Raw genomic sequence first — 25,769 nt, 5'->3', positions numbered from 1 at the left:
TTCGAATGGGGTTTGCTTCAAGATGTCGCCAATCGACGTCAACGATCACGATGCACTGATCGCAGCCTTGCTTCCGGCTGTCCGTGAGGCGGGGCGCCTAGAGATGGCGCACTTCACGAACGGCGTGAAGTTCGAGCAAAAGGCCGACAGGTCGCCCGTAACGGCTGCCGATCGTGAGGCCGAGGACATTCTGCTGGCGGCGTTGGCGGCGGTTGCGCCGGATGTGCCCGTCGTTGCGGAGGAGCAGATCGCGGCCGGCGCCAAATGCGAATACGCGAAGCGTTTTTTCCTCGTCGACGCGCTCGACGGAACGCGGCTGTTCATCCGCGGCAAGCCGGAGTTTTCCATCAACATCGGGTTGGTCGAGGACAGTAAGACGCGGTTTGGTTTGATCTATCTGCCACCGTCCGAGCGCCTTTTCGTGACGAGGTCGGACGGCTTCGCTTACGAAGCCAAGCTTTCTCAAAAAGACGAACTGCCGTTTGCAGCAATGCAGTTCAAGCGCCTCGTCACACGTACCCCTGATCCGGCAGCGCTCGTAGCGTTCAATAGCCGGGGCGTTGGAAGTGCGAGCGCTGGGCTCTTGGCAACTCTCAAGGTTCAGGACACGAGACCGCTCGGATCGTCGATGAAATTCTGCCTCATCGCTGCCGCCGAAGGCGACCTCTACGCGCGGTTTGGCGAAACATACGAATGGGATACCGCCGCCGGCCAAGCCATACTCGAGGGCGCCGGAGGAACGGTCACGAAATTGGACGGATCGCTACTGACGTACGGGCATTTCGAACGTAGCTACCGCAATCCCTATTTCATCGCCTGGGGACGCCAGCCGCTTTGGAGCGGCGGCGAGACCGAATTGGCAGCGCCGAGGGCATAGGCAACGCGAACCGGCCATACTTTAGCAACACATAGCGGCGAATCTGTAGAATAGGATTCGGGCGCACGCTCGGTCTTGTGGAGGGTGCACGCATCGCGTGCGATGACCGGGCCAGATCTTGTCAAAACCCGGTCCTGCCAAAAAACGTGTTGCGAAAAAGAACAAGTGAGGGGTCACGCCGATGCGGCGCCGCGGCTTCGACAGAATAGCGCGAACTAAAGGTGCGGCCAGGAATGTGGCCAGGAATGCGGCATGTGCATCGATCTTCAGTCTGATGGCCTGCCTGATTGTTGGTGGCTCGAGCGCCGGGGCGCAAGACGACGCCTATAGGCCGCCCGCCGACACCTACACCGGCCAAAGCGGCGTCGACACGTACCGCTCATCTCCGCCGCCCCCTGACAATAGCTACGCCCCTCCGCCGCGCGGCGCCCCAGGCGGCGATCCCTATGGCCCCTACAATGGTCCCCGCAACCCAGGTGGGGACCAGGGTGGCGATCCGGGCGGCTACGGCACCCCTTACGCTCCGCCGCCGCAAGGCGCGGGCAGGGATGAACGCTATGAGTCCGGTCCGCCCCCGTCCGACAGAAGTTCGTACTCGGAAGATGAAATCATCCGCGCAGGGAACAGCTTCTTCGGAAAAATCAGCGGCGGCCTGGCGTCGGCAATCGAATGGGCCTTCCAGAAGGCTGGCCGGCCAAATGGTTACATTCTGGGACAGGACGCGGCCGGAGCGTTCGTCGCCGGTCTGGCCTACGGAGAGGGAACTCTCTACACGAAGGATGCCGGTTCCTTTAGGGTCTACTGGCAAGGCCCTTCTGTCGGCTATGATTTCGGCGCCGACGGATCTAAAGTCATGACGCTCGTCTACAACCTCCGCGATCCGAACGACATATTTGATCGTTTCGGCGGCGTTGAGGGTTCGGCTTATCTCGTAGGCGGCGTGAGCGTGCAGTTTCAGAAGTCAGGTCATGTCTCGTTAGCGCCGATTAGGGCGGGGGTAGGCCTCCGACTGGGTGCCAACGTGGGTTATTTGAAGTATACAAGGAGTCCGACCTGGAACCCCTTCTGATGCCGGTGGTCGGCTCAGTGCTGGTTCGATATTGCAGTGAGACCCAAAAGGGGGTTTCTCTGCCGGTCTGGGAACGTTGCTGTCGGCGGGGGCCGCGAAGCTTTTCATTGCAGGGCGAGTTTTCTTGATAACCCTTTCCGCCGCGATGCTCGTGATGTTGGGCTTTCTAATCGCGGCCCTGATCGTGGTTGTGCTTTTGCCTGCGTACCGCCGCCGCGTCGAACGCTTTACCTCCGAAGCATTGAAGCGGACGCTCCCGCTCACCGAAGCCGAAATTCGCGCCGACAAGGACCGCTTGCGCGCTGACTTCGCGATGGAATTGCACCGCCTCGAATCCAAGCTCGAGGAAGCCGGCCTTTCCGCTGCCCGCCAGCGGGTCGAGGTCAACCGGCGCGACGCGAAGATCCAGGAATTGTCCGAGGCGATCGCCGACCAGAAGATGAGCGTCGAGGAGCACGAAAATGCCCGCCGCGTTCTCGAACAGGCGATCCTCGATAGGCTCCCGAAAGTCGAGCAGCGTCTCGCCGAAACACGAAAGCTGCTTGCAACGCGCGATCGCGAAATCAAGACGTTGTCTGCAACGAGCGCCAAGCAGGCTGCGGCGCTCGAGGAGGCATTGCAACTCAATAAGCAACGCGAGAGAGAGCTGGCGCAGCTGCGTACGACGCTCGAAACGCGAGCCATTCGCAATCGTGGCGCCGCTGCAGGCGCGAGTGCCGATAGCAACGTTGCTCTTCGCACAGAGCTCGAGGCGATGCGGGAGAAGACGCGCGAACAGGCAGCACTGATCGAACGCTTGAAAGGCGCGGCCGCCGTCGCTCAAACGTCTCCCGATCGCGACGAACAGAATGCAGAGATCAAGAGGCTTCTGCTCGCGCTCGCCAGGACGGAAGCCGAGCTAACCTCGCTGAAGTCGAGCATCGGCGGCGACGACGCCGAGCGGATGGCGCTGGAGGATCGCGTTGCCGATCTTCAGGCAGCCGTTGATACCAAGTCGACCGAAATGGCGAAGCTCCGGGCCGCACTCAAGGTCTACGAAGAGAAGGATGCGCCGGCCGCCGGTATGATGGAGAAGGCCGACTTCAGCGCTCTGCAGGCCGAACTCGAAAACCAGCGCCGCGTCATTACGGAACTTCGCGCCGAAATCGCCTCGGGGCAGGAGCGCCTGTCGCGCCAAGCCCTCCGCTTCCACGAAGAGCTGCGCCGGATAACTCCCGAGACGGTTGTCGAAACGCCATCCGATAGGTCAAACCCGGCAAGGCCGTCGCTCGCCGAACGCATTTCAGCGCCTCGCGGACCGCGACCCTCGGATAATGTTGCCGGCAAGCCGTCGAACGGCGATGGCACAGAAGCGCCCGACCAACGCCCTGATCAGCGCCCTGATCAGCGCCCCGATCAACGCCAAGGATCGTACCTGCGCGCCTTGAACGGCAATGGTGCTGGCGGACCTGGCGATGCGGCCCCCGAGAGAGCCGACCGGCCCCCGCCGTTACCGGCCGGCGAAGCCGACAAGAATGCGGATAACCCCGTGCCGGCTCCCCATCGTCCACGACTTCTCGAGCGCATAAGCGGCATCGATAAACGCTAGCAGACTGAAACGATTGGATCGGACTCGGGGACCCAGGCGTTCTCGGATTGCGTTGTCAGCCGAAATTCCCATTTATCGGGCAGCGTAGGCGTTACGTTGCCCTGCAATTCCTCTCGCGAGCGGCGGATCATGAGCGAAGCCCCAGACCCACGAGAAGACCGACGAAGCGACCGGCATGACGGACACGATGACGGCCACGACCACGCCGGTCACAATCACGGGAGCGGATCTCACGGCCATAGCCATGCGCCGAAGGATTTCGGTTTCGCGTTTGCGCTGGGTGCGGGCCTCAACATCGGCTTTGTCCTCATCGAGGCGATTGCCGGCTTCTTTGCCAACTCGATGGCGCTCGTCGCGGACGCAGGTCACAACTTCGGAGACGTGCTTGGTCTTCTGATGGCTTGGGGCGCAAGCGTCCTCGTAAAGCGCCGGCCGACCCTGAGCTTCACCTATGGCTTCGGATCTTCGACGATTTTGGCGGCGCTTGCCAACGCGGTTCTGCTGCTCGTCGCCGTGGGCGCCATCGTGCTCGAAGCCGTTCAACGGTTGATCGAGCCCGCGCCCGTAGCCGGCGGCATGATGATCGTCGTGGCATTCGCCGGTGTCCTGGTCAACGGCTTCACTGCTTGGCTATTTGCGTCAGGCGGCGAACGGGACGTCAATATCCGCGGCGCCTATCTGCACATGATGGCAGACGCAGCCGTCTCGCTCGGCGTTGTAATCGCTGGTATCACCGTATTGCTGACGGGATGGTACTGGGTGGACCCCATCGTCAGTCTCATCATCGCTGCAGTGATCGTCTGGAGCACGTGGGGACTGCTGCAGGATTCTATGCGGCTCGCGATGCACGGAGTGCCGGGGAATATCGATGCTGCGGACGTGCAGAACCGGCTGCAGCAGCTGCCCGGAGTCGTAAGCATCCACGATCTCCACATCTGGCCGATGAGCACGACGGAAACGGCGTTGACGTGCCACCTCGTCATGCCGGACGGGCACCCGGGCGACGCTTTCATCGAAATGGCGGCTAAAATGCTCCACGACCAATTTGAGATCCGTCACGCAACCCTTCAATTCGAAGTCAGCAGCGATGCCCCGTGTGGCCTGGGCGCAGGCTGCACCGCGGGCAGCAGCACCCCGGCTACGCATAACGCGCACGCTTGAAGCCTGCCGCTGCTCTAGAAGGCTCCGCGAAAACGCAGCTCTTGCAGGGATCGATAAGTAAAATCGATTGAATTGAGAAAGATTTTGCGTTGGAATGATGTTGAGACGGAAGGCATGCTGCGGCAGAGCTTAGCCGGAGAATTTCATGCCTCCAATCGCAACAGTCATTCCGCGCTCCTCGCCAGCGAAGCACGTGCGTGCGACATTTGGGCGAGGCATCTGGCCGGGGCTCTTTCTGACAACGGCGATCGCCTGCGCGGCCTTTGCCCTTCGCGAAATCCCGGGCGTCGCGACCTTCAGCCCGATGATCCTCGCGATCGTCATTGGCATGGCTTTTCACAATATCGTGGGCACGCCCCCGCAGGCCAAGGACGGTGTCGCGTTCTCGCTTCGCCGCATCCTCCGCTTCGCGATCATCCTGCTCGGCTTTCAGTTGACGGCACAGCAGATCGCAGAGGTCGGCTCGCACGGATTTACAATCATTGTTGCGACGTTGTTGGCGACGTTCACGTTCACAACCTGGTTAGGGCGCATGATTGGCGTTGATCGCAAGCTCACTCAACTCATCGCAGCCGGAACGTCGATCTGCGGTGCGTCCGCCATCATCGCAACAAATACCGTCACCACAGGTCACGACGAAGACGTGGCGTACGCCGTCGCTTGCGTGACGATCTTCGGGTCGATCGCGATGTTTGCTTATCCGCTCCTGCCGGGTCTGCTGAACCTCGGTCCACATGCATTCGGCTTATGGGCCGGCGCCTCAATTCACGAGATCGCTCAAGTCGTCGCGGCTTCATTTCAAGATGGCCAGTCGTCCGGCGAGTTTGGAGCCATCGCCAAACTCAGTCGTGTCATGCTGCTCGCACCGATGGTGATCGGCCTCGGCCTTCTCGCAGCGCGGCGCCAGCGACACCCAGGGACGGCGGCGGCCGCGCGAAATGCGCCGATGCCATGGTTTCTATTAGGTTTCATCGCCCTCGTAGCGTTGAACAGCGTGGTCGTCATTCCATCCGAACTTAAGGCCGCGATCGTTCCGTCAACGACCTTCCTGCTGTCGATATCGCTGGCGGCAATGGGCCTCGAGACGGACATCGCGAAACTCAAGGCCAAGGGCCTCAAGCCGCTTTTGCTGGGCGCTCTATCGTCGCTATTCATTGCGGGCTTTAGCCTGGCTCTGATTAAACTCGCGACTTGACCGTGAAGAGGACCACATGACGCTCGAGCAATTGCGCATCTTTGTTGCCGTCGCCGAGCGCCAGCATGTGACGCAAGCAGCCCAGGAAATCAACATCACGCAGTCGGCGGCGAGTTCCGCAATCGCCGCGCTCGAAGAGCGCTATGCGGTGAAACTGTTCGATCGGGTTGGCCGCCGCATCGAGTTGACGGACGCCGGTCGCATATTTCTCAATGAAGCGCGAGGCGTTCTTGCGCGCGCTGCGACGGCTGAAAAGGCGCTGCAGGATCTGGCCGGAATGAAGCGTGGCACGCTGTCGATCTTTGCCAGCCAGACCATCATCAACTATTGGCTTCCGCCCTTTCTCGCGACGTTTCATCAGCGTTATCCCGACATCAAGTTGAAGCTCAGCGCGGGCAACACGCAACAAGTCGCAACCGCGACCCATGACGGCGCGGCAGACATCGGCTTCATCGAAGGCGCAATCGACAATCCTAACCTCTCGGTGCGCAGCATCGAAGGCGACAGGCTCATCATTGTTGTGGGGCCGGCTCACGCTCTTGCCGCGAAGCCTGTTCTTGACCGCTCCGATATCATGTCGATCAAGTGGGTTTTGCGCGAGCAGGGTTCGGGAACGAGAACCGAATTCGAACGTGCGCTCAGGGCGTTGTCGCTGTCCCTGGCCGATCTCGATGTTGCTCTGGAGTTGCCGTCGAACGAGGCAGTGTGTGCCGCCGTCGAAGCCGGCGTCGGAGCGGCGGCCCTTTCAAATCTGGTCGTGGAATCGGCGCTGCTTGCGGGCAGGCTCGTTTCGCCGGATTTTCCCTTGCCGCGCCGCTCCTTCCACGTTTTGCAACATAAGCAGCGCTACGTCAGCCAAGCCGAATTGGCGCTTCTGGAGCTGGTCGGGGCGGGCACGGCACCCGTACGACGCCGGGAAAAGGAGGCGCCACCGGCCAAATGATCAGTCCGGCAATCGTCACAAGGCACGCGCAAGGCGAACCTGGAACAGATCAGCTACTGTGCACATGACTCGGGGATGGCCATGAAAATTCTTCTCGTCGGACATGGCTACGTCGGGTCCTACCTGTTACCGGCCCTGGTGCAGGCCGGACATGACGTCTCGGTGTGCGATCAGAACGTCGACCGCCTCGCAGGCGTCCCGAACGCGATGCGCTGCCGGTACCAGGAACTGACCATCGCGGATCTAGCGGATTTTTCGGTCATCCTTTGGTTCGCCGGACATTCGAGCGTTCCGATGTCGCTGAGCGATCCCGACGGCGCGCTCGCCAACAACTGCCTCGACCTTCTCCATTTTGCGCGCCGCAAGCCGCTCAATGCGCGTTTGATCTACGCCAGCACCGCGAGCGTCTATTCGGTGATGATGTCGGAGAACGGCATCGCGCCGCCCTCGCTTGACGAATCCGAGACGAGGCTCGACCCGGTCAACCCCTATGACTGCTCGAAGGTTTCGATGGATGCGCTCGCCCGCTGTTTCGCGAACGCGATAACTGGCCTGCGCCTCGGAACGGTCTGCGGGATGAGTGCATTGCTGCGGCCGGAGCTGATCTTCAACGCGATGAACATCGCAGCGATGCGAGACGGCTGCGTTCAAGTGCGCAATCGCAGATCTTATCGCAATATTCTTTTCCTCGAAGACCTCGCGCATTACGTCCTGAGGATTGTCGAGCTCCGCAATGATCTGCCGCCGATTCTCAACACGGGTTCGCTCAACGTCAGCATCGGTCAGCTGGCGGATAGTATCGCAGCGTTCCACGGTGTGCCGGTCGTCGACCACGGCAACGCGCTGACTTACTCCTTCCAGATGAACTGCCAAAAGATCCAGTCGCTGTGCGGCGCGCCGCGACCCATCAGCATCGCCGAACGCTGTGAGCGCTTCCGCGAGGCCTATCACCCCGAGCTACAAGCAGCATCATGACCGCAGATTGCGAACTACAGCGCACGTGCATCGTTTGCGGCGGCGAAGCGAAGCCATTGCTGGAATTGGACATCCAGCCGGCGGCCAACCTTCTTCTCTCAGAGCCTGACGAGCCGTACGAAGCCTTTCCTCTGGGTTTCGCGATCTGCCGAACCTGCACGCATGGGCAGCTGACCCACTTCGTCGATCCGGCCAAGCTCTTCAAGCATTACCTCTATGCGAGCGGTACGAGCGGAACGCTCAAGGCTTACTTCGAGTGGTTCGCAGACACATTGCTGCGCGCGAGTAGGCCCGGCGCGCGTGTTCTGGAAATCGCTTCGAACGACGGCAGCCTTCTGGGGTGCCTGGAAGCACGAGGCTTCGACGCTGTCGGCGTCGATCCCGCGGAAAACCTCAACAAGATCGCTGCCGCGGCCGGCAGGAAAGTCGTCACCGGCTTTTTCCCCGACGCCCGGCCGGAGGGGCAGTTCGACATCATCGTCGCGATGAACGTCGCGGCGCACACGCCGGACCCGGCGACGTTCATGCGCGGCGTGCGCGAATGCCTGGCGCCGGGCGGCGTCGCGATAATCCAGACCAGCCAGGCATTGATGATCGCCAACGGCGAGTTCGATACCGTCTATCACGAGCATTACTCGTTCTACACCGTCGCTTCGATGGCGCGCCTCGCTGAAAACAACGGCTTGCGCGTCGAAGCTTCGCAGCTCACCTCGGTGCACGGCACAAGCCTCTTGTCGTTCCTCCGGCGATCGGAAGACCACGTCGCGCCGTTTGCTTTTGATGGCAGCAAACCCTTTTCCGTCGCGTGGCCGTCGCCGACGCCACCCTCGCTGTCCCGCGACCTTGGAGGCCCCGAGGTCTTGAACGCATACGCAACATTCGCCGACGGCGCGAAGACCGCAATGAGCGCCGCCGCAGCCGTCGTGAAAAAGCATCGGGCTGCGGGCCGAAAAATTGCGCTCGTCGGCGTCGCCGCGAAGGCCCTGACGTTCGTTCGCGCTGCAGGCATTGTTCCGGACGTCTATCTCGACGAAGCCTCCTTGAAGGTCGGGCTGACCATCCCGGGCACGCCGCATGCGATCGAGCCATTCAGCGCAGCGGCTGACATCGCCCACGACACGACGTTTCTCATCGGCGCCTGGAACTTCGCCGATGAGCTGATGGCGAAGATCAGGCGGCACAGCGGCAGCGCTTCGCCGAAATTCGTGATCTATTTTCCGAAGCTTGTTGAGATCGGGTGAGGCTGCAATGGCCAAGCGAGTCGTCATCTCGCACTTCTTCAACGAAGCGTATCTGTTGCCCTGGTGGCTTCGCCATCATCGCGAGATATTCGATCACGGCGTCCTGATCGATTATCATTCGACGGACGACTCCGTTGCGATCTGCCGCGAGCTCGTGCCCCACTGGGAAATCGTCTCCTCCGAAAACGCCACGTTTGCAGCGCTTCTGTGCGATTTCGAAGTGATGAAGCATGAGCAGCGCTTTCCGGACGCCTGGAAACTCGCGCTCAACACCACCGAGTTTTTCGTCGCTCCAGGATTGGAGAAGATGGAGCGCCTGATCACTCAGCACGACTTGACCGGCGTGCGCCTGCCGGGTGCCGTGATGGTCGATACCGACCCGAACAATCCGCCCGATCCGTTGCGGTCCCTGGTCGAACAAAAGGCAACAGGCATTTGGGAGGACGAGATCGACTTCGCCGCTCTCGCCATACCGGGACTGACATTTCCGACCCGAAGCAGGCTCTATCATCGCTACGCGATCGGCGCCTACACACCCGGCCGTCACGGTTCGCATTTGCCCAGCCAATGTAACGGCAGCCGCGAACTCGGATCGATCAGGTGGTACGGGTTCAGTCCGTGGTCGAATGCATTCAAGGCACGCAAGCTTCAGATTTCGCACCGGCGCGATAGCTTCGACGTCAAGAACGGTTTCGGTGCCCAGCATCAGGCCGACATCGCCGAGCTTGATGGGCGCTGGTCGAAGCTCAGGCCCTTGAGCAGCAAATTGCGTAACGCCGCTTAATACGGCTGAACGCCGCGACTGCGCGGCTAGCCGAAATTTGGCATTTCCGTCGCGGCAATCGTCTCGCGCAATATTCTCGCTTGATCACGTTTCGTGAACACCTCGAAGCCCCGTCGCTCGAGTTCCTGACGGCGCGGCTCATCGCGCACGAGCGCTACGCAGCTCCTGACGATATCGTCGTAGGGCACGGCCAGCATTGCGCTTCTGATGTCCTCGTCGATCTCCGTGCGAGGGCCGCACTCCGACACGACCGCTTTCCGGTTTGCGAGAAGATACGAGGTCCTGACGATCTCGTGGATGCTGTCTTCGTAGAAGTGCACGTTCAGAACGACTTTCGCTTCCGCAATCGCTCGATCTCGCGCCTCGCCGTAAACGCTGAAGAGATGCTTGACGTTGAGCCCGGCTCCCATCAGTCCCGCAAGGATCGCTTGGCGGCGCGGATTGGTGCTGCCGTAGAAGAGGACGTCAGTCGTCTGCTCGGATGGCGGCAGATCGCGTGTCATCTCCGGCGTGTAGCCGATGCTGAAATGGCGGACGTACCTGTTGCCCGTAAGGCGGCGCAACGCCTCGATATTGCGCACGCTGTAATCCCAAACCGCGAGCCGGCTCAAAAGGCTCAAATAGACGGGTCGCGAGCGCACATCGAATCCAGTGACCTGCTCGAGATTGATGATCACCGTGTTCGACGGAATTCGGTCCGCAAGTTCTTGCGTGCCAATGAGATGAGCGCCGAGCAGCAGATTGATGCCGGAGTTTCCGAGCGCATTGGTTTTGCGCTGAACGTCGACGCCGAGCGATTTGAATGCGCTCTCGAAGCCGAGCGTAAGATCGTCGAACGCAGCCGAGTGCGGATTGCCCTCAGGCGTGATCGTCACGATGGTGACCTGGCGCCATGCTGGAGGGATGAGGTCGTTGCTGAGGAACTCCAGCCCAAACAAGTCTGCATCGGGCAGCGCAGCGGGTTGAACAGCTGGCGGCGCGACGGACGCGGACGTGAGAGGAGCCGACCGTTGCGAAACGGCGGACTGGAGCTTGCTATGCAACTCCAGTGCGCTCGGCTCAATACCGAGGGCCGTGGTGTAAGCTTCCGCAGCCTCGTCGAACTGGCCGAGATTGATGAATATGTCGCCCAGCATCTCCCACGACGATGCGGAATTGTAGCCGAGGCTGATGGCTTTTCCTTTGGCTCTCGCCGCGAACTCGAGCTGGCCCATGGGGATGAGAACAGTTGCCAGCGCTTCGTACGCTTCAGCCGCGTCGGGCTCTTTCACGATCGCCTTGGCGAAGAGCTCTGCGGCGGCATCGAGCTCGCCGGTGCGAGCCACCTGCAACCCTTCGAGAAGCAGTTCTGTAGCCGAGGCCGCAGCGGCATCGAATGCCGCGACGTTGCCGTGAAGCCCGTCCGCTGGGGTCTCGCCGTCATCGATCAGGTCGGAAAGCGAAGGCCATTGATTCGTCGCCATCGAGTTCTCCGGGCAAACACGTTCAAACGGAGATCTCGCCGAAAAGCGGAGCCGCCGAGCGCATTTTTGAGATTTAGACCGGGAACCATGCGCGAGACTGTCACGCGCGTCCAGGCTTAGAGCGATCCGGAGCCGGAATGACCGGTGCTGCCCGCTCGCTCCTTGGCGATAGCTGCGATGGCTCGAATGCGCAGTTGCTCGATGGCGGAGGCCTGGTCTGACAGGAAGAGGTACGCCGGGTGTGCCTCGTCGAGGGCGGATACCAGTTTGATCCCCGCCTTGTGCCACACGCACCACGCGATCTCGCCGGTGAGAACTATGTCGGGAGAGAAAGAGATCTGAATGGGGTCGCCGGTCGCAAGACCCTGAATTCCATCGACGCGGAGACCGGTAGCGGAAAAATCGACGACCCTCACGTTCTGACTGACGCCCCGGCACTCCAGGATCGCAGTAAAGCTGACCCGCTGCCTCGGATCCCGTCTGCGCAAAAAATTCTGTGACAAAGCCATTGCGGCATCCGCCCCCAACCATCGTCGAACTGTCAGAGCGTGCCGGGAGAGGTAACCCACAACACGGCCTGCTCTGAACGCGATTCAAAGTGGTTACAAAGTACTATCTAAGAATTATCAGATCGTTACGACAGTTCCGAAAAACCGACGCGCGCGATCCATTCCACAACTTTGGACAATGCCCGGCACGACGAAACGTTGCATTTCACCCAAAGGACTAGTTAATTAAGGTTAATACTCTCGATTCGAGGAGAAGACTATGCGACCAGAACTTGAGGCCGTCCTTGAAGCCTACCGGCAGGATGCAGCTGTCGAGGAGCAATTGATCCAGGAGATCTTGACCGTGCTCGCCGTAACCGGTGCGGCGCGCAAGCGGACTATCCAGGAGTTATCGCAGGTCATCAGTCGTCACACCATCAAGGCTGCCGAAGACCGCGACTATCGTCAAAACTCGGAGGAGCTGGCGCGCTACGATTTTCATCAGCCGCTTCGGCAGATGTAGCGCGGGCGCGGAGCGTGCGGTCTCGCAAGCCCTCCCGCGAGGTCCGTCCTTTCATGAGCAATGCGGCCAGCCTTCGCGATGATAAATGAAAAGATGAAAAGTTCTCTTTCTTCCGTCGCCCGCGTAAGTGCCGGCATTGTCGAGATGACGGGCAACATAGCCGACGGTGTCCGTCGCCACGCATCGCGACGAAACCCGCGCGGGGACGAGTCAACGCCAAAAAACGCCCCAGACAGCCCGAAAAGCCGTGCGAACGACCAGCCTCGCCGTCAACCGGCATTGCGGCGAGCTGCAGCATCTAAGCATCAGGCGGGCGCGTCTGAATACGCGATCGAACATCGCAGCAGGCTGGAATTCGACGTCCAGCGCTTTTGTTCCGAGCTCGAGGAGTGGCGCGCCGCATTGGTCTCGCTGCCAACGGAGCCTTGCGCAATCAGATATCAGCATCCGGTGGAACAGAGCGCAGAGCTCCCGAGTCATCATCGATCGATAGCGCCTTACGAGGCGAACAAATCATCGGCTTCACTCGAAGCCAATGTAGCCGATGCCGTTCAGAGGCTCGGAGGCGACTCCAACTTCGGTCCGCTCGATCCGCGTGGCCCGTAGCGCGCGATCGCTTGATTCCCAGATGGCTATGTTGATGTTGATGATCGCCGCTGCTGCTCCGTAATCGGCGCAGGGTGTGGCGCTAGGCTCTCGTCAAAAACCGCTCTCTAATCCCTGCGTGCCGACACGTTCGTCAATGCGGCGACTACGGCTGAGGTGATTAGGCCACGGTTCCCAGAATAACCGGTCAGCGCACAGATTTATGTGAATCGAAACGAGGTTCCGGTGCGCGGGCACCTTTTATGACTACTACTCATATAGTACCTAATAACTACAACTCGCGATTCGCGGTGTCATTCACCGCGCCGCCAATTCGAACGGAAGGCGTCCGCTTTTCCGAACGCGATGTTGCGTGTGCTGCGTCCTAACATTCAGGGGACTTATTGCATGGACCGTAAGCGCGCATCAGCGCTCCACAGCCTCGGCCGAAATCGCAACGACGGGCAATCCGGGATTGGACGATGGCTGCCGAAGCGACGTCATTTTCAGCTGTTCGCACCTCCGCCCTGCTTCATCTCCGCGTTGGCGCTGAGCTTGATGGTCGGCAGCGGAGCAGTGGCCGCGGACCCGAGCGGCGGCGTCTATATTCACGACCAGAATAAAGCCAAGGTCAACAATGACCGCGATTACATCTCCAATGTCGAGGGGCCGGGCGTATGGATCGACAACATCAGCGGCAACGTGTCGGTGAAGAACCGTTTCGGTTGGGGTTGGGACGACGCCAGGATCGAGGGCTCCGAAGAGGGTGTGAGGATCACCGATGTCGGCGGCAAAATCTCGATAGATAACAGCTTCAAGGGCAAAATCATCGGCCATGGGGACGACGGGATCTACATCGACGACGCCGAGGGCAGGGTCGAGATTGATAACCGCTTCGGCGGCCGCGTCTCCGGCCATGACGACGGCGTACACATCAGAGACGTCGACGATCGTATCACCATCGATAATCGCTTTGGCGGCAGCATAACCGGCAAGCATGACGACGGCATCGACATAAGGGAAGTCAACGACGATGTGCGCATCCAGAACGACTTCGGTGGCCGGATAACGGGTCGCGACAATGGCATTCAGATTCGGGACCTTGGCGACGACGTGACGATCTCGAATAGCCACGGCGGTCAGATAACCGGCAAGCGAGGCGATGGTATCGATATCAGCCACGTCCGCGATGACGTGACGATCGACAATGAATCCGGCGGCAAAATCTCCGGCGACGACAGCGGCGTCAAGATTTCGAGAGTCCGTGGTGACGTCACGATCTATAACGACGATGGCAAGATCACGGGCCGTCACGACGATGGCGTTGATATCTCAAGGGTTCGCGGCGACGTCGCCATTTACAACTGGGATGGCAAAATCACCGGACGCGATGATGGCATTCGCGTACGTGACGTTCGCGACGACGTCACAATCAACAACAGCTTCGGCGGCGAGATCACGGGACGCCATGACGACGGCATCGATATCAGCCGCGTTCGCGACGACGTCAAAATCCACAACATCCACGGCACGATCACCGGAGGCGACAACGGCATCACTATTTCCCAGGTTGGCGACGACTTTCGCATCGATAACCGCTATGGCGGCCGCATCACCGGCTACGACGGCGACGGCATTCGCGCCAGCGACATCGACGGACACGTCACCATAAACAATGCGCACCGGGGCAAGATCACCGGGGAAGATGATGGCGTCCACATCCGGAATACAGACGACCGTGTCACGATCGACAACCGCTTCGGCGGCAGAATAACGGGCGAACATGACGACGGCATCGACATTAGAAACGTCGAAGACGACGTCAGCATCGACAACCGCTTTGGCGGAAGGATCACCGGGCGCGACAACGGCATCCAGATCGAAGACGTGGACGATGACGTTAAAATATCAAACAGCTTCGGCGGAAAAATTACGGGCCGGCGAGGTGACGGCATCCGCATTGAGGATACGGACGGTGACGTCCGCATCGAAAACCGCTTCGGCGGAAAGATCGCCGGACATGACGATGGTATCCACATTGAGAATACCGATGATGATGTGAAGATCGACAACCGGTTTGGCGGCAGGATCACGGGCGAACATGACGACGGTATCGACATCCGCAATGTGGATGATGATGTCAGCATCGACAATCGCTTCGGTGGCAGGATTGCCGGCCATGACGATGGCGTGAAGATCCGCAATGTCGACGAAGATGTAACCATCTCCAATGGCTTTGGCGGCAGGATCACTGGCGAACGGGGCGACGGCGTCAATATCCGCGATGTCGGCGAGGATGTAATCATCGTCAACAGCTACGGCGGCAGGATTGTTGGCGAGCGAGGAGACGGCATCAATATCAGCAATGTGGATGACAACGTCGGCATCGACAATCGCTTCAGCGGCAAGATTACTGGCCATGACGACGGCGTAAATATCAGCAATGTCGATGACTATGTAATCATCGCCAACAGCTACGGCGGCAGAATTCGCGGTGAGCGGGGCGACGGCATCAACATCAGCAACGTCGATGATGACGTCGGAATCTACAATGAGAGCGGGTCGATCAAGGGCCGCGAAGACGGCATCAAAATCCGGCACGTTGACGGCGATGTAACCGTCGACAACGGCGGAGGCACCATCCAGGGCCGCCGCGGAACCGGCATCGATGTCGAAGCTGATGGAGATGTCACCATCGACAACGGTGACGGCGCGATCAAAGGCCGAGAAGGTGCGGTTGTGATCAATGCGAATTCTGCAACGATCAATTCATCGGGCTTGATCCAAAGCTCCGGTGGATACGATGCGACGATCGAGCTATCGAGCGAAGATGGGGCGACAATCAACAACTATGCCGGCGGCCTCATTCGCACTTCTCGCGAGTCGACGTCGGATCTTATTGTTGATGCGAGCGGCGGCGCTGTCACCATAAACAATGCTGGCACGATGATCGGGCGCATCGATCTGTCGAATGCAGGCAGTACGGAGGCAGCGAACACTTTCAACAACACCAGCAACGATAGCTGGCACTTTACCGGCACCAGCGATCTCGGCGGCGGATTGGCGGATGCCTTCAACAACACGGGAACGATTTATACAACTGATCCCGACTCGCCGTCCTACAACGACAACACCGTTCTCGCAGGCGTCGAATTCTTCAACAACGGCGGCGTCGGTGTAACCGGGACGATCGATCTTCAGGACGGATATACGGGCGATACCTTTACGCTCGTTCCAACTGATGGGGGTACGCTGACATTCCACGGAGTTGATGGCGAGAGCGCATTGAAGGTCGATGCCTTCCTTGCCGGCCCATCAAGCTCGAGCTCGGATACGCTCATCATCAACGGCGATGTGACGGGCTCCACGGCGATCTATGTCAACAATGTCAAAGCCGGGTTTGGCGCCTACAATCCGACTGGTATTGATGTCGTGAATGCCACGGGATCTCTACCGCAAGGCAGTTTCTACCTGGCCAACGGCCCGATCGATACGGGAATGTTCCAGTACGATCTCTATCTTAATGGCGAGAACGAATGGGTTCTTGCCAGCAGCCCGAGCCATTCGTTCTTCGAACTCCCAAGTCTGACGTCCGCAGCTCAATCCATCTGGCACAACGCGTCGGGCGCGTGGCTCGACCGAACGGCGGATTTGCGCACGGCATTAAATACGACGTGTGCGCCAGTCAGCCTCAAGGATTCGACCGCGGGATGCGCAAAGCCGGCGTCTGGCGCTTGGGCGAAGGTTCTGGGATCTTCGGAATCGCGATCGACGGACCACTCATTTACGCTGATGAACACCGTCGAGAGGCATTCGGTCAATTCGCAGCTGGATGGTGGCGGCGTGATCGCGGGCTACGACGTTATCCGCACGACTGAAGGTGGAAATGGAATCTGGATGGCGGGCATAATGGGTGGCTATCTGAGGTCGCAGCTCAATTTTGACGGCTCCGCAAACAGCGCCGATTTCCAGAGCGGCGCCGTGGGTGCGTACGTGACCTACCTGCAAGGCGGTTGGTTCATCGATGGTCAGTTCATGGCCAACCTTGGAAACGTCAAATACTCAGGCGTCCAATCTACGAACGAGCACGCGAGCGTGACCGCCGTCGGCGGCGTTATCGATGCCGGATATCGATCGACGTATAACAACGCGTTTATCGAGCCTGGCTTCACGCTCTCGTACGTTAGCGCGAACATCGACTCCATGAAAATCTACGATACGTCCGTGAATTTCTCGAGCGGAGACAGTTTGCGCGGTCGTCTCGGTGTGCGCGTCGGAACGACGATTGCGAAGGAGCAAGCAAAGTATGAACCGTTCATCGGTGTTGGCGCCATCTACGAATTCCTCGGTAACAACACGGCGGACGTGACGAGCGGCGATTACGTGCTCGAGGCAACGGACAACCTCTCCGGCGCCCTCGGTGAAGTCACCGGCGGTGTCAACATGTTCAGCCTTACCGGCAATGGGCTCAGCGCCTTTGCCAAGGGCAACGTGCAATTCGGAAAGGATGATTTCGTCGGATACGGCGGAAGCCTCGGCGTCAGGGTCGATTGGTGAAGTGAGGCCGAAGGACGAACGGCTCCCTATCGTTCTTCGGTCGCACAGCGGGGTTCTGGTGCCGCAAGGCGGCGGCCCAGAATCCAGTTGTCAAAGTATCCAGTTTTCAAAGTCTGCGGTCTTCAAAGTGTGCTGTCTTCAACTGGAGATATTCGGATGAAAAAATACGCGTCGCTTTTCGCTGCCTGGGCTGCGTCGATGGCCGCGTTCGGTATTGCGAATGCCGCGGAAGTTCCGCCCACTGTCGAGGCTGCGGGCGACCCGGCAACGCGAAAGATCATCGGCGACTGGGTCTTGGCATGCACGCCCCCTGTGAAGGGTCACAAATCTTGCGTGATGTCACAGACGCTCGTTAGCGACAAACTCAAGAAGCCGGTCGGCGTACTGACGATACACAGGGATCAGGCCGGCAAACTCAAAGGGGCTTTCCGGCTGCCCGTTGGCGTATCGCTGCCGGCAGGCGTCGTCGTGGGTCTTGAGAAGGAGAATTCGTTCGCCGTCTTCTATACCGCATGCCAACGCACGGGATGTTTCGCGTCCTTCGATCTAACCGAGCCACTGCTTGAGCAGATACGGAAGGCCCCAAAAATATCCGCCGTCGTCCAAAACACGTCGAAGCAGGCGCTCGACTTCACGTTCTCGACGCGCGGTTTCCCGGACGCCTATGCGGGCTATCTCAAGGAAAGCAAATAACGCCTCTCGGATGCTGGCTCTCTCACCCGCTAGGCACAACCCATGATTGCCATTATCCATTAATGGACTTAGTTTTTATATGATGCAATTGGAAGTTGCCGGGGTTCGGCCATGCTCCTGAAGCAAGATGATGACGAGGCGGCTCGGGAGCTGACGGGAAAAGTCATAGTGATTCCGTCCGCCAAAGCCCGTTACGACGAGCCGTTAAACGAACTGGTTCTGGAGCAGGGCGGTAGGCTGGCTCTCGGCGCTTCGGCTGCCCAGTTCGAAATGCTCGACGCAAAAATCGATGGCCGCGATGGCGTCTACTGCCAACCGATAGATTTGGATCGCCCGAAGTCTGTGAGCGAGTTCTTTCAAATCGCATTCGCCCAGTTCGAACGGCTGGATGTGGTTGTCCTCGAGATCGCTGCATCGAAGCGCCAGAGGATGACGACGGAAAAAGCGATCGAACTGGAGACACGCCGTCTGCTTCATTGCCTTGACGCCGTGCTTCCTTATATCGACGGGGATCTGCACTTTCTGTGTATAGCGCCAGCATCCAGTGCTGCCGCGATACCCATCGCGACGGCGTTTCTCGCGGCCAAGTTTGCCGCGACGCGAGCGACGGCGCCGCGGATACGAATGTCCATCGTGTCGCCGCCAACTGATCGTTCCGAAGATGATGCTTCCTTTGCGAGAACGATCGTCCATCTGATAAGCGAACCGCGAATGCCCGACATTATCGAAACGGTGCTGTCGTCTGCACGGAAGAAGCGGAGGACCACAGCAAAGCCGCCCTTCGACGTCAGGGCGAAAATGAGTCTGCAGGCGTGATGCCGGAGCTAATCCTTGACGCGGATATTCAGTTGATTTGCAAGCATTGCAGCCCGCGTTCTGTTAGGCAAACGCAGCTTTTGCAATACGGCCGTCACGTGCCGCTTGACCGTATTCAACGAGCAGGAAATTTCCTCGGCGATTTCGGCATTGCTCTTGCCAGCCCCGAGCAGCATCAAAACTTCGCGCTGTCTCGGACTCAAGGAGTCGACGTCAGGATGCAGCATTGGGGTCGCCGGCGCCTCGCCAAAACCGGGGCCGAATTGTTGAAAGAGAGCCCGCGTGATGGTGTCCTGGATAAGACCGGGATTGAGCGTCACCGGAGTCTTCGGCTCCTTGGGATGAGTGTCGGCTTCTTTCGCATCGGGCACCCACGCCGCGATATCGACATGCATGAGAACGGCGCCGCTGCCGACGTCCGGGCTGACCGGAACGCCGATGACGACGAACCATTGCTTCTGCTTCGGCCGCGAAGGTACGACGAATGAGATGAGGCTGCGCTTCCGTTTGAGAAGCGATTGAATTTCGGAGCGATGCTTATCGTCATCACAGTGATCGAAATAGGAGTCGCCGACTGGGTACCGGGCGAGGGCAACTTTGTGATTGCCCTCTTGCGTTCCGGCTTTAGCGTTCACGTCCATAATCACACCTCGGCTGTCGACGAGGACGACGTAGACGGGCGGTTCGCTCGAGGTGGAAGATTTCATCGCGGTCCCGTACCAATGGCATCCGGAAATCGCTGATGACTAGCGAATAGGAATCATCCCTCCCGGATCGACGAGCAGGGATTAGCGAACACTGGTCGCCAAGGCTAGCGGCGCATTGTTGCAATCGGGAAATGAACACCCTTAATCAGCGCCACGGCAATTCCACTTTAAATTGCAACGAATGGAGCGCCGTGAAGACTAGTTAATAAGGGCTATGCGCTCGCCGCGACGATCGGGAATGTCATGATCGCGATTGAGCAAAGCTCGCAGGCTTGATGCCGGATGCTGCTGCGATGCCGTTCCCACCGGTTTCGAAATAGGCTGATACCTCGGACGCGGATTTCGCAGCGCTGAAGTAATAGCCTTGGATCTCGGAGCATCCCTCGGCCTTCACGATATCGTACTGCTCTATCGTTTCGACGCCCTCGGCGGTCGTGTGCATCCCGAGCATCCTCGCCAGTTTGACGATGGTCGAAAGAACCAATCTCGCTTCCAGGCTCGTCGTCAGGTCGTTGATGAACGATCGATCGATCTTCAGCCTGTCGAAAGAGCAGTTTCGAAGGCAGCTCAATGACGAATAGCCGGTTCCGAAATCGTCCATGGCGGTCTCGATGCCGAGTTCGCGAAGTTCTCCGAGCAGCGCGTTGGCCTTGGCAAAGTCTGACATGATTGTCGTCTCGGTTATTTCAAGCTGCAGCCGATTGGGCGCAAGACCGGTTTCGGACAGGGCCGACTTCAGTCGATCCACGACGTGCGAACATTCGAACTGGGCTCGCGAAAAGTTCACGGATATTTTTATATGATCTGGCCACCTGGCCGCGTCGTGGCATGCCCGTCGAAGAACCCAGTCGCCGATCGGCGCAATCAGGCCAAGCTCCTCCGCGATCGGAATGAATTCGGCGGGTGATATCATCCCGCGCTTGGCATGACTCCAGCGGATGAGGGCTTCGAGCCCAATCACTTCGTTCGTCGCGAGCCGCACGATCGGCTGATAGTGCACGTCGAAGCTGCGATCGGCGACGGCTTTTCGAAGTTCTTGTTCGAGTTCTTGCCGCTGTTGCAGTCGCCGGTCCATGCCGGGTTCGAAAAATTTGTAATTCCCGCGTCCCGTCGACTTCGAGCTGTAAAGCGCCGCATCCGCGCGCCTGAAGAGTTCTGAAGCCGAACTCGTGTCGGGCTGCCAGCATGCAACGCCGATGCTCGCGCCGACACGAATGTCATGATCGCCAACCGTCGTCGGCGCATTCAATAGATCCGAAATTCGCTTGGCGACGATCTCGGCTGCTGCAGGCTGTGTGCCCCTGTCCAACAGCACGGCGAATTCGTCATCGCCGAGACGGGCGACAATGTCGGTAGCTTTCACGCTACAGCGCAATCGCCCCGCAACGGTTTTGAGCAGGTGGTCGCCAACATTATGTCCGAAGGTGTCGTTGACGGATTTGAAATTATCGAGATCGATGAACAGGAGCGCAACTTCGTCGCTCCTGGATTTGGCGGCGCCGACGAGCTCGATGAGGAGGGCCCTGCTTGTGAGGCCGGTTAAGCAATCGCGATCGGCGGAATATTGTGGCCCCCACTCCATCTTCGGATCTTTCGCGGACGCGAATGCGGTCTTCGTATCGGACGGGCGGCGATGTCTCTCGAAAAGAAGGGCAGCGATCAACAGCTCTCCCGTGTTGGCGGCGGCAAAGGCCGCAGCGGCGATCAGAGATCCCCCAAGCGTGCTACTGATCATCATGGAGGTGAGCGCTGCGAACCCGACTATCACAAAGCGCAATTTGGCGTCGGATGAAAGGATGAGCGCTATCAACAGAACGGCGTGCGCGGGCAGAAACGCGACGAAATTATCGGACGAGATCGTGGTCGCGACGAAAAGGGACGCTCCCAATGCAGCAGCAACGCCAGCGGCCCACAACGCTCTGGTCATCGGCGAAAGAGGCTGCATCGGCTTCCCCAGGAATCTGCGGATAGGCGCGGGATTTGAATGCCTCTCCCCCGTTGTTCCGCGCCTTTAGAAGTAGTCCTAAAGAGTTATTATAGCCTTAATTGCGGATGGCTGACCGCTGGAGCCGCGAATTAGCCGGCTCGATCCCGTTCGAGGTGTTCAGCGAATGTCGTGGCATCGTCCGGTTGGGCCGGAATTCGGGGGCGACTCGGAGCTGCTACGGGTCGCCACGCTTCGGGCCACTCACCCCGGGGCACCCAGACTTCGCGCGCGCTCGGCAATTGGCTCGAGCCGTCGTTGCTGCCACCCGGCAATGGATCATGAGCAGGCGGCGAGCCTTGTTGCGAACTGTTACGCGGGCGCCGGCGCGTGCCATGGCGCAGGTTCTGTCTCCCGAGTAATTTTGCGGGCTTGATCAGGAACGCGAGCGCCACAGCCGCAACAGTCATCATCGCCGTCGTGCGAAGCGGATAATCGACGAACGAATGCGCGAGCAGCAAGAACACGGCCACCGAGGCTGCACGCGCAAGCCCAAGGTCGATGCCGTGGATCACGCCCGAACCATCGTTCCACAGCGAATTGGTGCGCCGGACTATCCACACGCCGAACACCCCCATCAGCGCGATGCCGAATATTCCAGTCTCCAGCCAGACCTCGAGAATATCGTTGTGAGCATGATTTGCGTAAGTGAGACCCAGATCCGAAGTCTTTTCGTAGAGCTGATAAACGGGAACGAACGATCCGAGGCCAGAACCGAACGGCATGTATTGAAGAGCGGCGGAGATCGTCTTGCGTGCGAAGCTGATGCGCGCATCCGCGAAAGGATCGGCTCCGAACCGGTCGAGAATGCGGTAGAGCGCAAGCGGCAGAAGAAGGAGAATAATTCCAGCAGCAGTTCCCACGATCAATCGACCGAAGCCGGGGTTCGAAGTTGCGATTCGCCGATCGGTCATGCCGACGGCGATTGTAGCGGCCAAGGCCAAGTCAGTCAGAACAAGTCCGGCCCGAGATCGGGCCATCAGCTGAGCGGCGGTCAGCATCAAAAGCGCCGTTAGCCACGTCAGCAGAGGTACGGCCACGTTCGCGTCTGCTCTACGTCGCGGTGTTCTTTGCCCCATGATTCCTATCGCGTCGATAAGATGGGCGGCGACGAAGAGTGTCGCGACATAGAGGAGTGCCGCGAAGTGGTTCCTATTGGCGAAAAAGCCCACCGCCTCGGTCTTGTTGGTGATCTCGTAAAACCGCAGCGCGCTGTTCGGCCCCTGAGCCAGTTGCAACAGACCGAGAAGAACGCTGACGATTCCCATTGCGATAAGGACAAAGCTGACGCTTCGTCTATGCGCGTAGCCGAGCGTCAAAGTTCCTAGAAACACAGCCGCGGGAGGGAGTAATGCCAAGCCGCTAAGGTAAGTCGCGGACGGTGTTAAGGAGAGTGGAAACGCGGGACGAGGCTGACCGATGAGAGCATAAGTTTGCAAAATGATCGCGCGTCCGGGCAGGCGAGACCACAGCTCCGCAGGCAAAGGAAGAAGCTGGACCATCGGCACGAGTGCGAGCGAGCCCAAAAAGATCAGGGGCCATTTGAAATGACGAACCGAACCGGAGAGGACGATGTCGCGAAGCGCTGCGATCAGAAGGATGATGGCAAGAAATTGAAGCAGGACATCTCCGGGATATCCGTTACGCGTCGCTCCGCCGAGCGCAATCGACGCGGCTAGAACGCCTCCCGTAAGACACGCCAGCCCGTGCTCGGAAACGATCTCCCGCCACGCAAAGCGTTGGGGAGTGCCGCCGAGCAGCAAAGATCTCGAGCCGAAAATCTCAGCGTTTGAAATCATCGATCACAATATGAAGTCATTGCGATGGCATTCCGGAGAGTCGCTACGGACTTGCCGGACTGTCATCGCCGCCGCCACCAAGACCGGCAACGGCAGCAGTGATGCCCCCGATCGCCGCCGCGCCGAGGAGGTAGGGCGCGAAATTAGGCTGCGTCGCGTTGAAGGCCGTCGTTTGCGTCACTGCGGTCCAATCCTCAGGGAGCGTGGCTTCCGCTGATGGCGGGCCGTTGCTGGCAAGCGTGGCCGGGCCACCGCATGGTGGAACCTTCGGCACGCTGAATACCATGCCGCCTCCAAGGAACACGGCACAGCCATTCGAGAACGTGACCTTCACCGAGCTTCCGGGCGAGGGGACGACAATGTCGCCCGCATCGACGTTTGCGGGTCCCTTCAGCGCCTCGTAGCCGTCGCCTCGACTGACGAGCGCCTCTCCTCGGATCAAGGTCACGCTCGCCGCCTGCGCCATGGAAATCGTCACCAGAAGCGAAGCCGCCGATAAGCCAGCGCGCGATAGCATCATGTGTTGCCTCGGGAAACAAAACTAACACCATAGAACTACAATGCGTCGTCTCTAAAAGAAAGCGCTTCGGCTGGTCGCCCTGGGGGAAAGCCGGTTAGAACGCCAATGATGTAAGGATGACACGGCCACACAGCAGACCGATTCCGAGCCTTGACACAGACCGGCGAAATGCCGATAGCTGAAAGAAGAAGTAGCACGAAAGAACTAATTCCGGGTGCGGGGGCGGCGTTTGATCGATCTTCATTGCCACATCCTTCCGGGTATCGATGATGGCGCGGCCGGTCTCGAAATATCCCTCAAAATGGCCGCCGCCCTGATCGATGACGGAGTAGAGGCGGTCGTGTGCACACCGCATATTCTGCCAGGGCTTTATCATAACACAGGACCACAAATTCGCGCGGCGACCGAGGAGCTGCGATCGGCCCTCGCCCGATCCGGATTACGACTGAATCTGTTCAGCGGTTCCGATGCCCATCTCTCTATGGACTTCGTGTCGAGGCTGAGAAGCGGAGAAATCCTCACGCTCGCCGATAGCCGCTATGTGTTGGTTGAACTGCCGATGCATGTCCGCCCCGAGCCGCTTAACAAAATATTCTTCGAGCTGATCGTCGCGGGCTATGTTCCAATTCTATCGCATCCCGAGCGCCTTCCCTGGATCGAAGACCAATACAAATTGATTGAACGTTGGGTCCAGACCGGCGTTTGGCTGCAGCTGACGTCGGGGTCGCTACTCGGAAAGTTCGGCCGGCCTGCAAAATATTGGTCGGACAGGCTTCTCGACGACGGCATCGTGCATCTTCTCGCAACCGACGCTCACAACATGAACCGCCGCGCACCCGACCTGAAGAGAGGGCGCGACGCTGCCGCGGCGCGCGTCGGCGAAGACGAAGCGAACAACTTGGTTATGGCGCGCCCCCGCGCCATTCTCGCCAACCAGTCCCCATCAAATCTTACTTTGCCATTGGCCCAAAGATCGAATGCCATACAGAAAAGCGCCTGACCGTGCTGAAACCGTAAACGACAGGAAGCCGGCTCGCGCAGCGTTGCTTTCCGCGTTCATGCTCGGGCTGATGGTTGGGGGCTGCGGCGCTTCTCTGGACGAAGGCTCGCATCTCACGGGCACCGCTTCAGTCACGAATAAAAGTGAGGCGGCTATAGGGTCATCTCATCCCGCGATTGCTCTAGGCGAAACCGAATCTCGGCAAGCCGCGGAGCTGACGTCGATGTCGAACCCGGCCAATGCTGGCTACAAAATCGGACCGATGGACGTCGTCGAGGTTTCGGTTTTTCAGGTGCCCGAACTTTCCAAAACGGTTCAGGTTGCAGCCAATGGCACAATCAACCTTCCGCTCGCCGGAGAAATCCAGGCAGTCGGAAAGACACCGCGAGACGTAGAGCGCGACCTGACGAAACGGCTCGGCCGTGACTACCTTCAGTCGCCCCAGGTGAATGTCTACATCAAGGAATACAACAGCCAGCGCGTCACCGTAGACGGCTCGGTAAAAAAGCCGGGCGTATATCCGCTCCGGGGACCGACGACACTGCTGCAGGTCATCGCGACCGCCGACGGCTTCACCGATACTGCCGACGCGTCGGTCGCGATATTCCGCAATTCGAACGGCACGAGGTCCGCCGCAAAATTCGACGTCGGAGAAATTCGCTCCGGAAGAGCCAAGGATCCACAAATCGTCGAAGGCGATGTCGTCGTCGTCAGCAGCTCGGCGATGAAGGAATCCTATCAGGCGTTGCTGAAAGTTCTCCCGGTCACCAACTTTTTTGTTCCGTTCCTGTAAGCGGTGCG

The 25,769-nt window shown here is 59.3% G+C and carries 21 protein-coding genes; 15 read left to right on the top strand and 6 right to left on the bottom strand.

Going from position 1 to position 25,769, the window contains the following annotated elements; translation table 11 throughout:
• Positions 1-22 precede the first annotated feature (22 nt).
• From AACL53_RS15190 to AACL53_RS15150, 9 genes are all read left to right on the top strand, one after another.
• A complete protein-coding gene (locus AACL53_RS15190) occupies positions 23-877 on the top strand; it encodes a 3'(2'),5'-bisphosphate nucleotidase CysQ (RefSeq protein WP_339085370.1) in 855 nt (284 codons plus the stop codon).
• 274 nt (positions 878-1,151) lie between these two features.
• Positions 1,152-1,946 carry a DUF1134 domain-containing protein gene (locus AACL53_RS15185; RefSeq protein ID WP_339085369.1) on the top strand — a complete coding sequence of 265 codons (795 nt, stop codon included), beginning with the start codon at positions 1,152-1,154 and terminating at the stop codon, positions 1,944-1,946.
• A 154-nt stretch (positions 1,947-2,100) separates the two neighbouring features.
• Positions 2,101-3,534 carry a hypothetical protein gene (locus tag AACL53_RS15180; protein WP_339085368.1) on the top strand — a complete coding sequence of 478 codons (1,434 nt, stop codon included), beginning with the start codon at positions 2,101-2,103 and terminating at the stop codon, positions 3,532-3,534.
• A gap of 129 nt (positions 3,535-3,663) precedes the next feature.
• Positions 3,664-4,695 carry a cation diffusion facilitator family transporter gene (locus tag AACL53_RS15175; RefSeq protein WP_339085367.1) on the top strand — a complete coding sequence of 344 codons (1,032 nt, stop codon included), beginning with the start codon at positions 3,664-3,666 and terminating at the stop codon, positions 4,693-4,695.
• 145 nt (positions 4,696-4,840) lie between these two features.
• A complete protein-coding gene (locus AACL53_RS15170; protein WP_339085366.1) occupies positions 4,841-5,890 on the top strand; it encodes a YeiH family protein in 1,050 nt (349 codons plus the stop codon).
• 16 nt (positions 5,891-5,906) lie between these two features.
• A complete protein-coding gene (locus AACL53_RS15165) occupies positions 5,907-6,833 on the top strand; it encodes a LysR substrate-binding domain-containing protein (RefSeq protein ID WP_339085365.1) in 927 nt (308 codons plus the stop codon).
• 81 nt (positions 6,834-6,914) lie between these two features.
• Positions 6,915-7,808: an NAD(P)-dependent oxidoreductase gene (locus AACL53_RS15160; RefSeq protein ID WP_339085364.1), complete on the top strand. Its 894-nt coding sequence runs from the start codon at positions 6,915-6,917 to the stop codon at positions 7,806-7,808.
• Entirely contained in the window at positions 7,805-9,049 is a 1,245-nt protein-coding gene (locus AACL53_RS15155) for a class I SAM-dependent methyltransferase (protein ID WP_339085363.1), read from the top strand. Before AACL53_RS15160 ends, AACL53_RS15155 begins: the two co-directional genes overlap by 4 nt.
• A gap of 7 nt (positions 9,050-9,056) precedes the next feature.
• A complete protein-coding gene (locus tag AACL53_RS15150; protein ID WP_339085362.1) occupies positions 9,057-9,833 on the top strand; it encodes a glycosyltransferase family 2 protein in 777 nt (258 codons plus the stop codon).
• Positions 9,834-9,859: 26 nt separating this feature from the next.
• On the opposite strand, the gene AACL53_RS15145 is transcribed toward AACL53_RS15150, so the two are convergent.
• Positions 9,860-11,296, bottom strand: coding sequence for a tetratricopeptide repeat protein (locus tag AACL53_RS15145; protein WP_339085361.1), 1,437 nt, complete (start codon positions 11,294-11,296; stop codon positions 9,860-9,862).
• A gap of 116 nt (positions 11,297-11,412) precedes the next feature.
• The gene (locus AACL53_RS15140; protein ID WP_339085360.1) at positions 11,413-11,805 is read right to left on the bottom strand and encodes a PilZ domain-containing protein; all 393 of its coding nucleotides are present in this window, start codon (positions 11,803-11,805) and stop codon (positions 11,413-11,415) included.
• 259 nt (positions 11,806-12,064) lie between these two features.
• Here AACL53_RS15140 and AACL53_RS15135 point away from each other — a divergent pair, with 259 nt between their 5' ends.
• From AACL53_RS15135 to AACL53_RS15120, 4 genes are all read left to right on the top strand, one after another.
• Positions 12,065-12,307: a hypothetical protein gene (locus tag AACL53_RS15135; RefSeq protein WP_339085359.1), complete on the top strand. Its 243-nt coding sequence runs from the start codon at positions 12,065-12,067 to the stop codon at positions 12,305-12,307.
• Between the two features lie 993 nt (positions 12,308-13,300).
• Entirely contained in the window at positions 13,301-17,449 is a 4,149-nt protein-coding gene (locus tag AACL53_RS15130; protein ID WP_339085358.1) for an autotransporter domain-containing protein, read from the top strand.
• Positions 17,450-17,605: 156 nt separating this feature from the next.
• On the top strand, positions 17,606-18,142 hold the full coding sequence (locus AACL53_RS15125; RefSeq protein WP_339085357.1) for an invasion associated locus B family protein: 537 nt from the start codon (positions 17,606-17,608) through the stop codon (positions 18,140-18,142).
• Between the two features lie 111 nt (positions 18,143-18,253).
• Positions 18,254-18,958 carry a hypothetical protein gene (locus tag AACL53_RS15120; protein ID WP_339085356.1) on the top strand — a complete coding sequence of 235 codons (705 nt, stop codon included), beginning with the start codon at positions 18,254-18,256 and terminating at the stop codon, positions 18,956-18,958.
• An 8-nt stretch (positions 18,959-18,966) separates the two neighbouring features.
• Here the strand turns inward: AACL53_RS15120 and AACL53_RS15115 are convergent, their stop codons facing one another.
• From AACL53_RS15115 to AACL53_RS15100, 4 genes are all read right to left on the bottom strand, one after another.
• On the bottom strand, positions 18,967-19,665 hold the full coding sequence (locus tag AACL53_RS15115) for a response regulator transcription factor (protein ID WP_339085355.1): 699 nt from the start codon (positions 19,663-19,665) through the stop codon (positions 18,967-18,969).
• Positions 19,666-19,906: 241 nt separating this feature from the next.
• Positions 19,907-21,610, bottom strand: a complete 1,704-nt coding sequence (locus AACL53_RS15110; protein WP_339085354.1) for a bifunctional diguanylate cyclase/phosphodiesterase — start codon at positions 21,608-21,610, stop codon at positions 19,907-19,909.
• Between the two features lie 131 nt (positions 21,611-21,741).
• Positions 21,742-23,448 (bottom strand): O-antigen ligase, encoded by a 1,707-nt coding sequence (locus AACL53_RS15105; RefSeq protein ID WP_339085353.1) that lies wholly within the window; start codon positions 23,446-23,448, stop codon positions 21,742-21,744.
• Between the two features lie 43 nt (positions 23,449-23,491).
• Entirely contained in the window at positions 23,492-23,968 is a 477-nt protein-coding gene (locus tag AACL53_RS15100; RefSeq protein WP_339085352.1) for a hypothetical protein, read from the bottom strand.
• A gap of 229 nt (positions 23,969-24,197) precedes the next feature.
• Here AACL53_RS15100 and AACL53_RS15095 point away from each other — a divergent pair, with 229 nt between their 5' ends.
• Together AACL53_RS15095 and AACL53_RS15090 are read left to right on the top strand one after the other, a co-directional pair.
• Entirely contained in the window at positions 24,198-24,968 is a 771-nt protein-coding gene (locus AACL53_RS15095) for a tyrosine-protein phosphatase (RefSeq protein ID WP_339085351.1), read from the top strand.
• 223 nt (positions 24,969-25,191) lie between these two features.
• The gene (locus tag AACL53_RS15090) at positions 25,192-25,761 is read left to right on the top strand and encodes a polysaccharide biosynthesis/export family protein (RefSeq protein WP_339085350.1); all 570 of its coding nucleotides are present in this window, start codon (positions 25,192-25,194) and stop codon (positions 25,759-25,761) included.
• The last annotated feature ends 8 nt before the right edge of the window (positions 25,762-25,769 follow it).

Origin of the sequence: Hyphomicrobium sp. ghe19, from assembly GCF_902712875.1 — a bacterium.
GTDB lineage: Bacteria > Pseudomonadota > Alphaproteobacteria > Rhizobiales > Hyphomicrobiaceae > Hyphomicrobium_B.
This window is presented reverse-complemented; position numbering and strand designations above follow the sequence as displayed.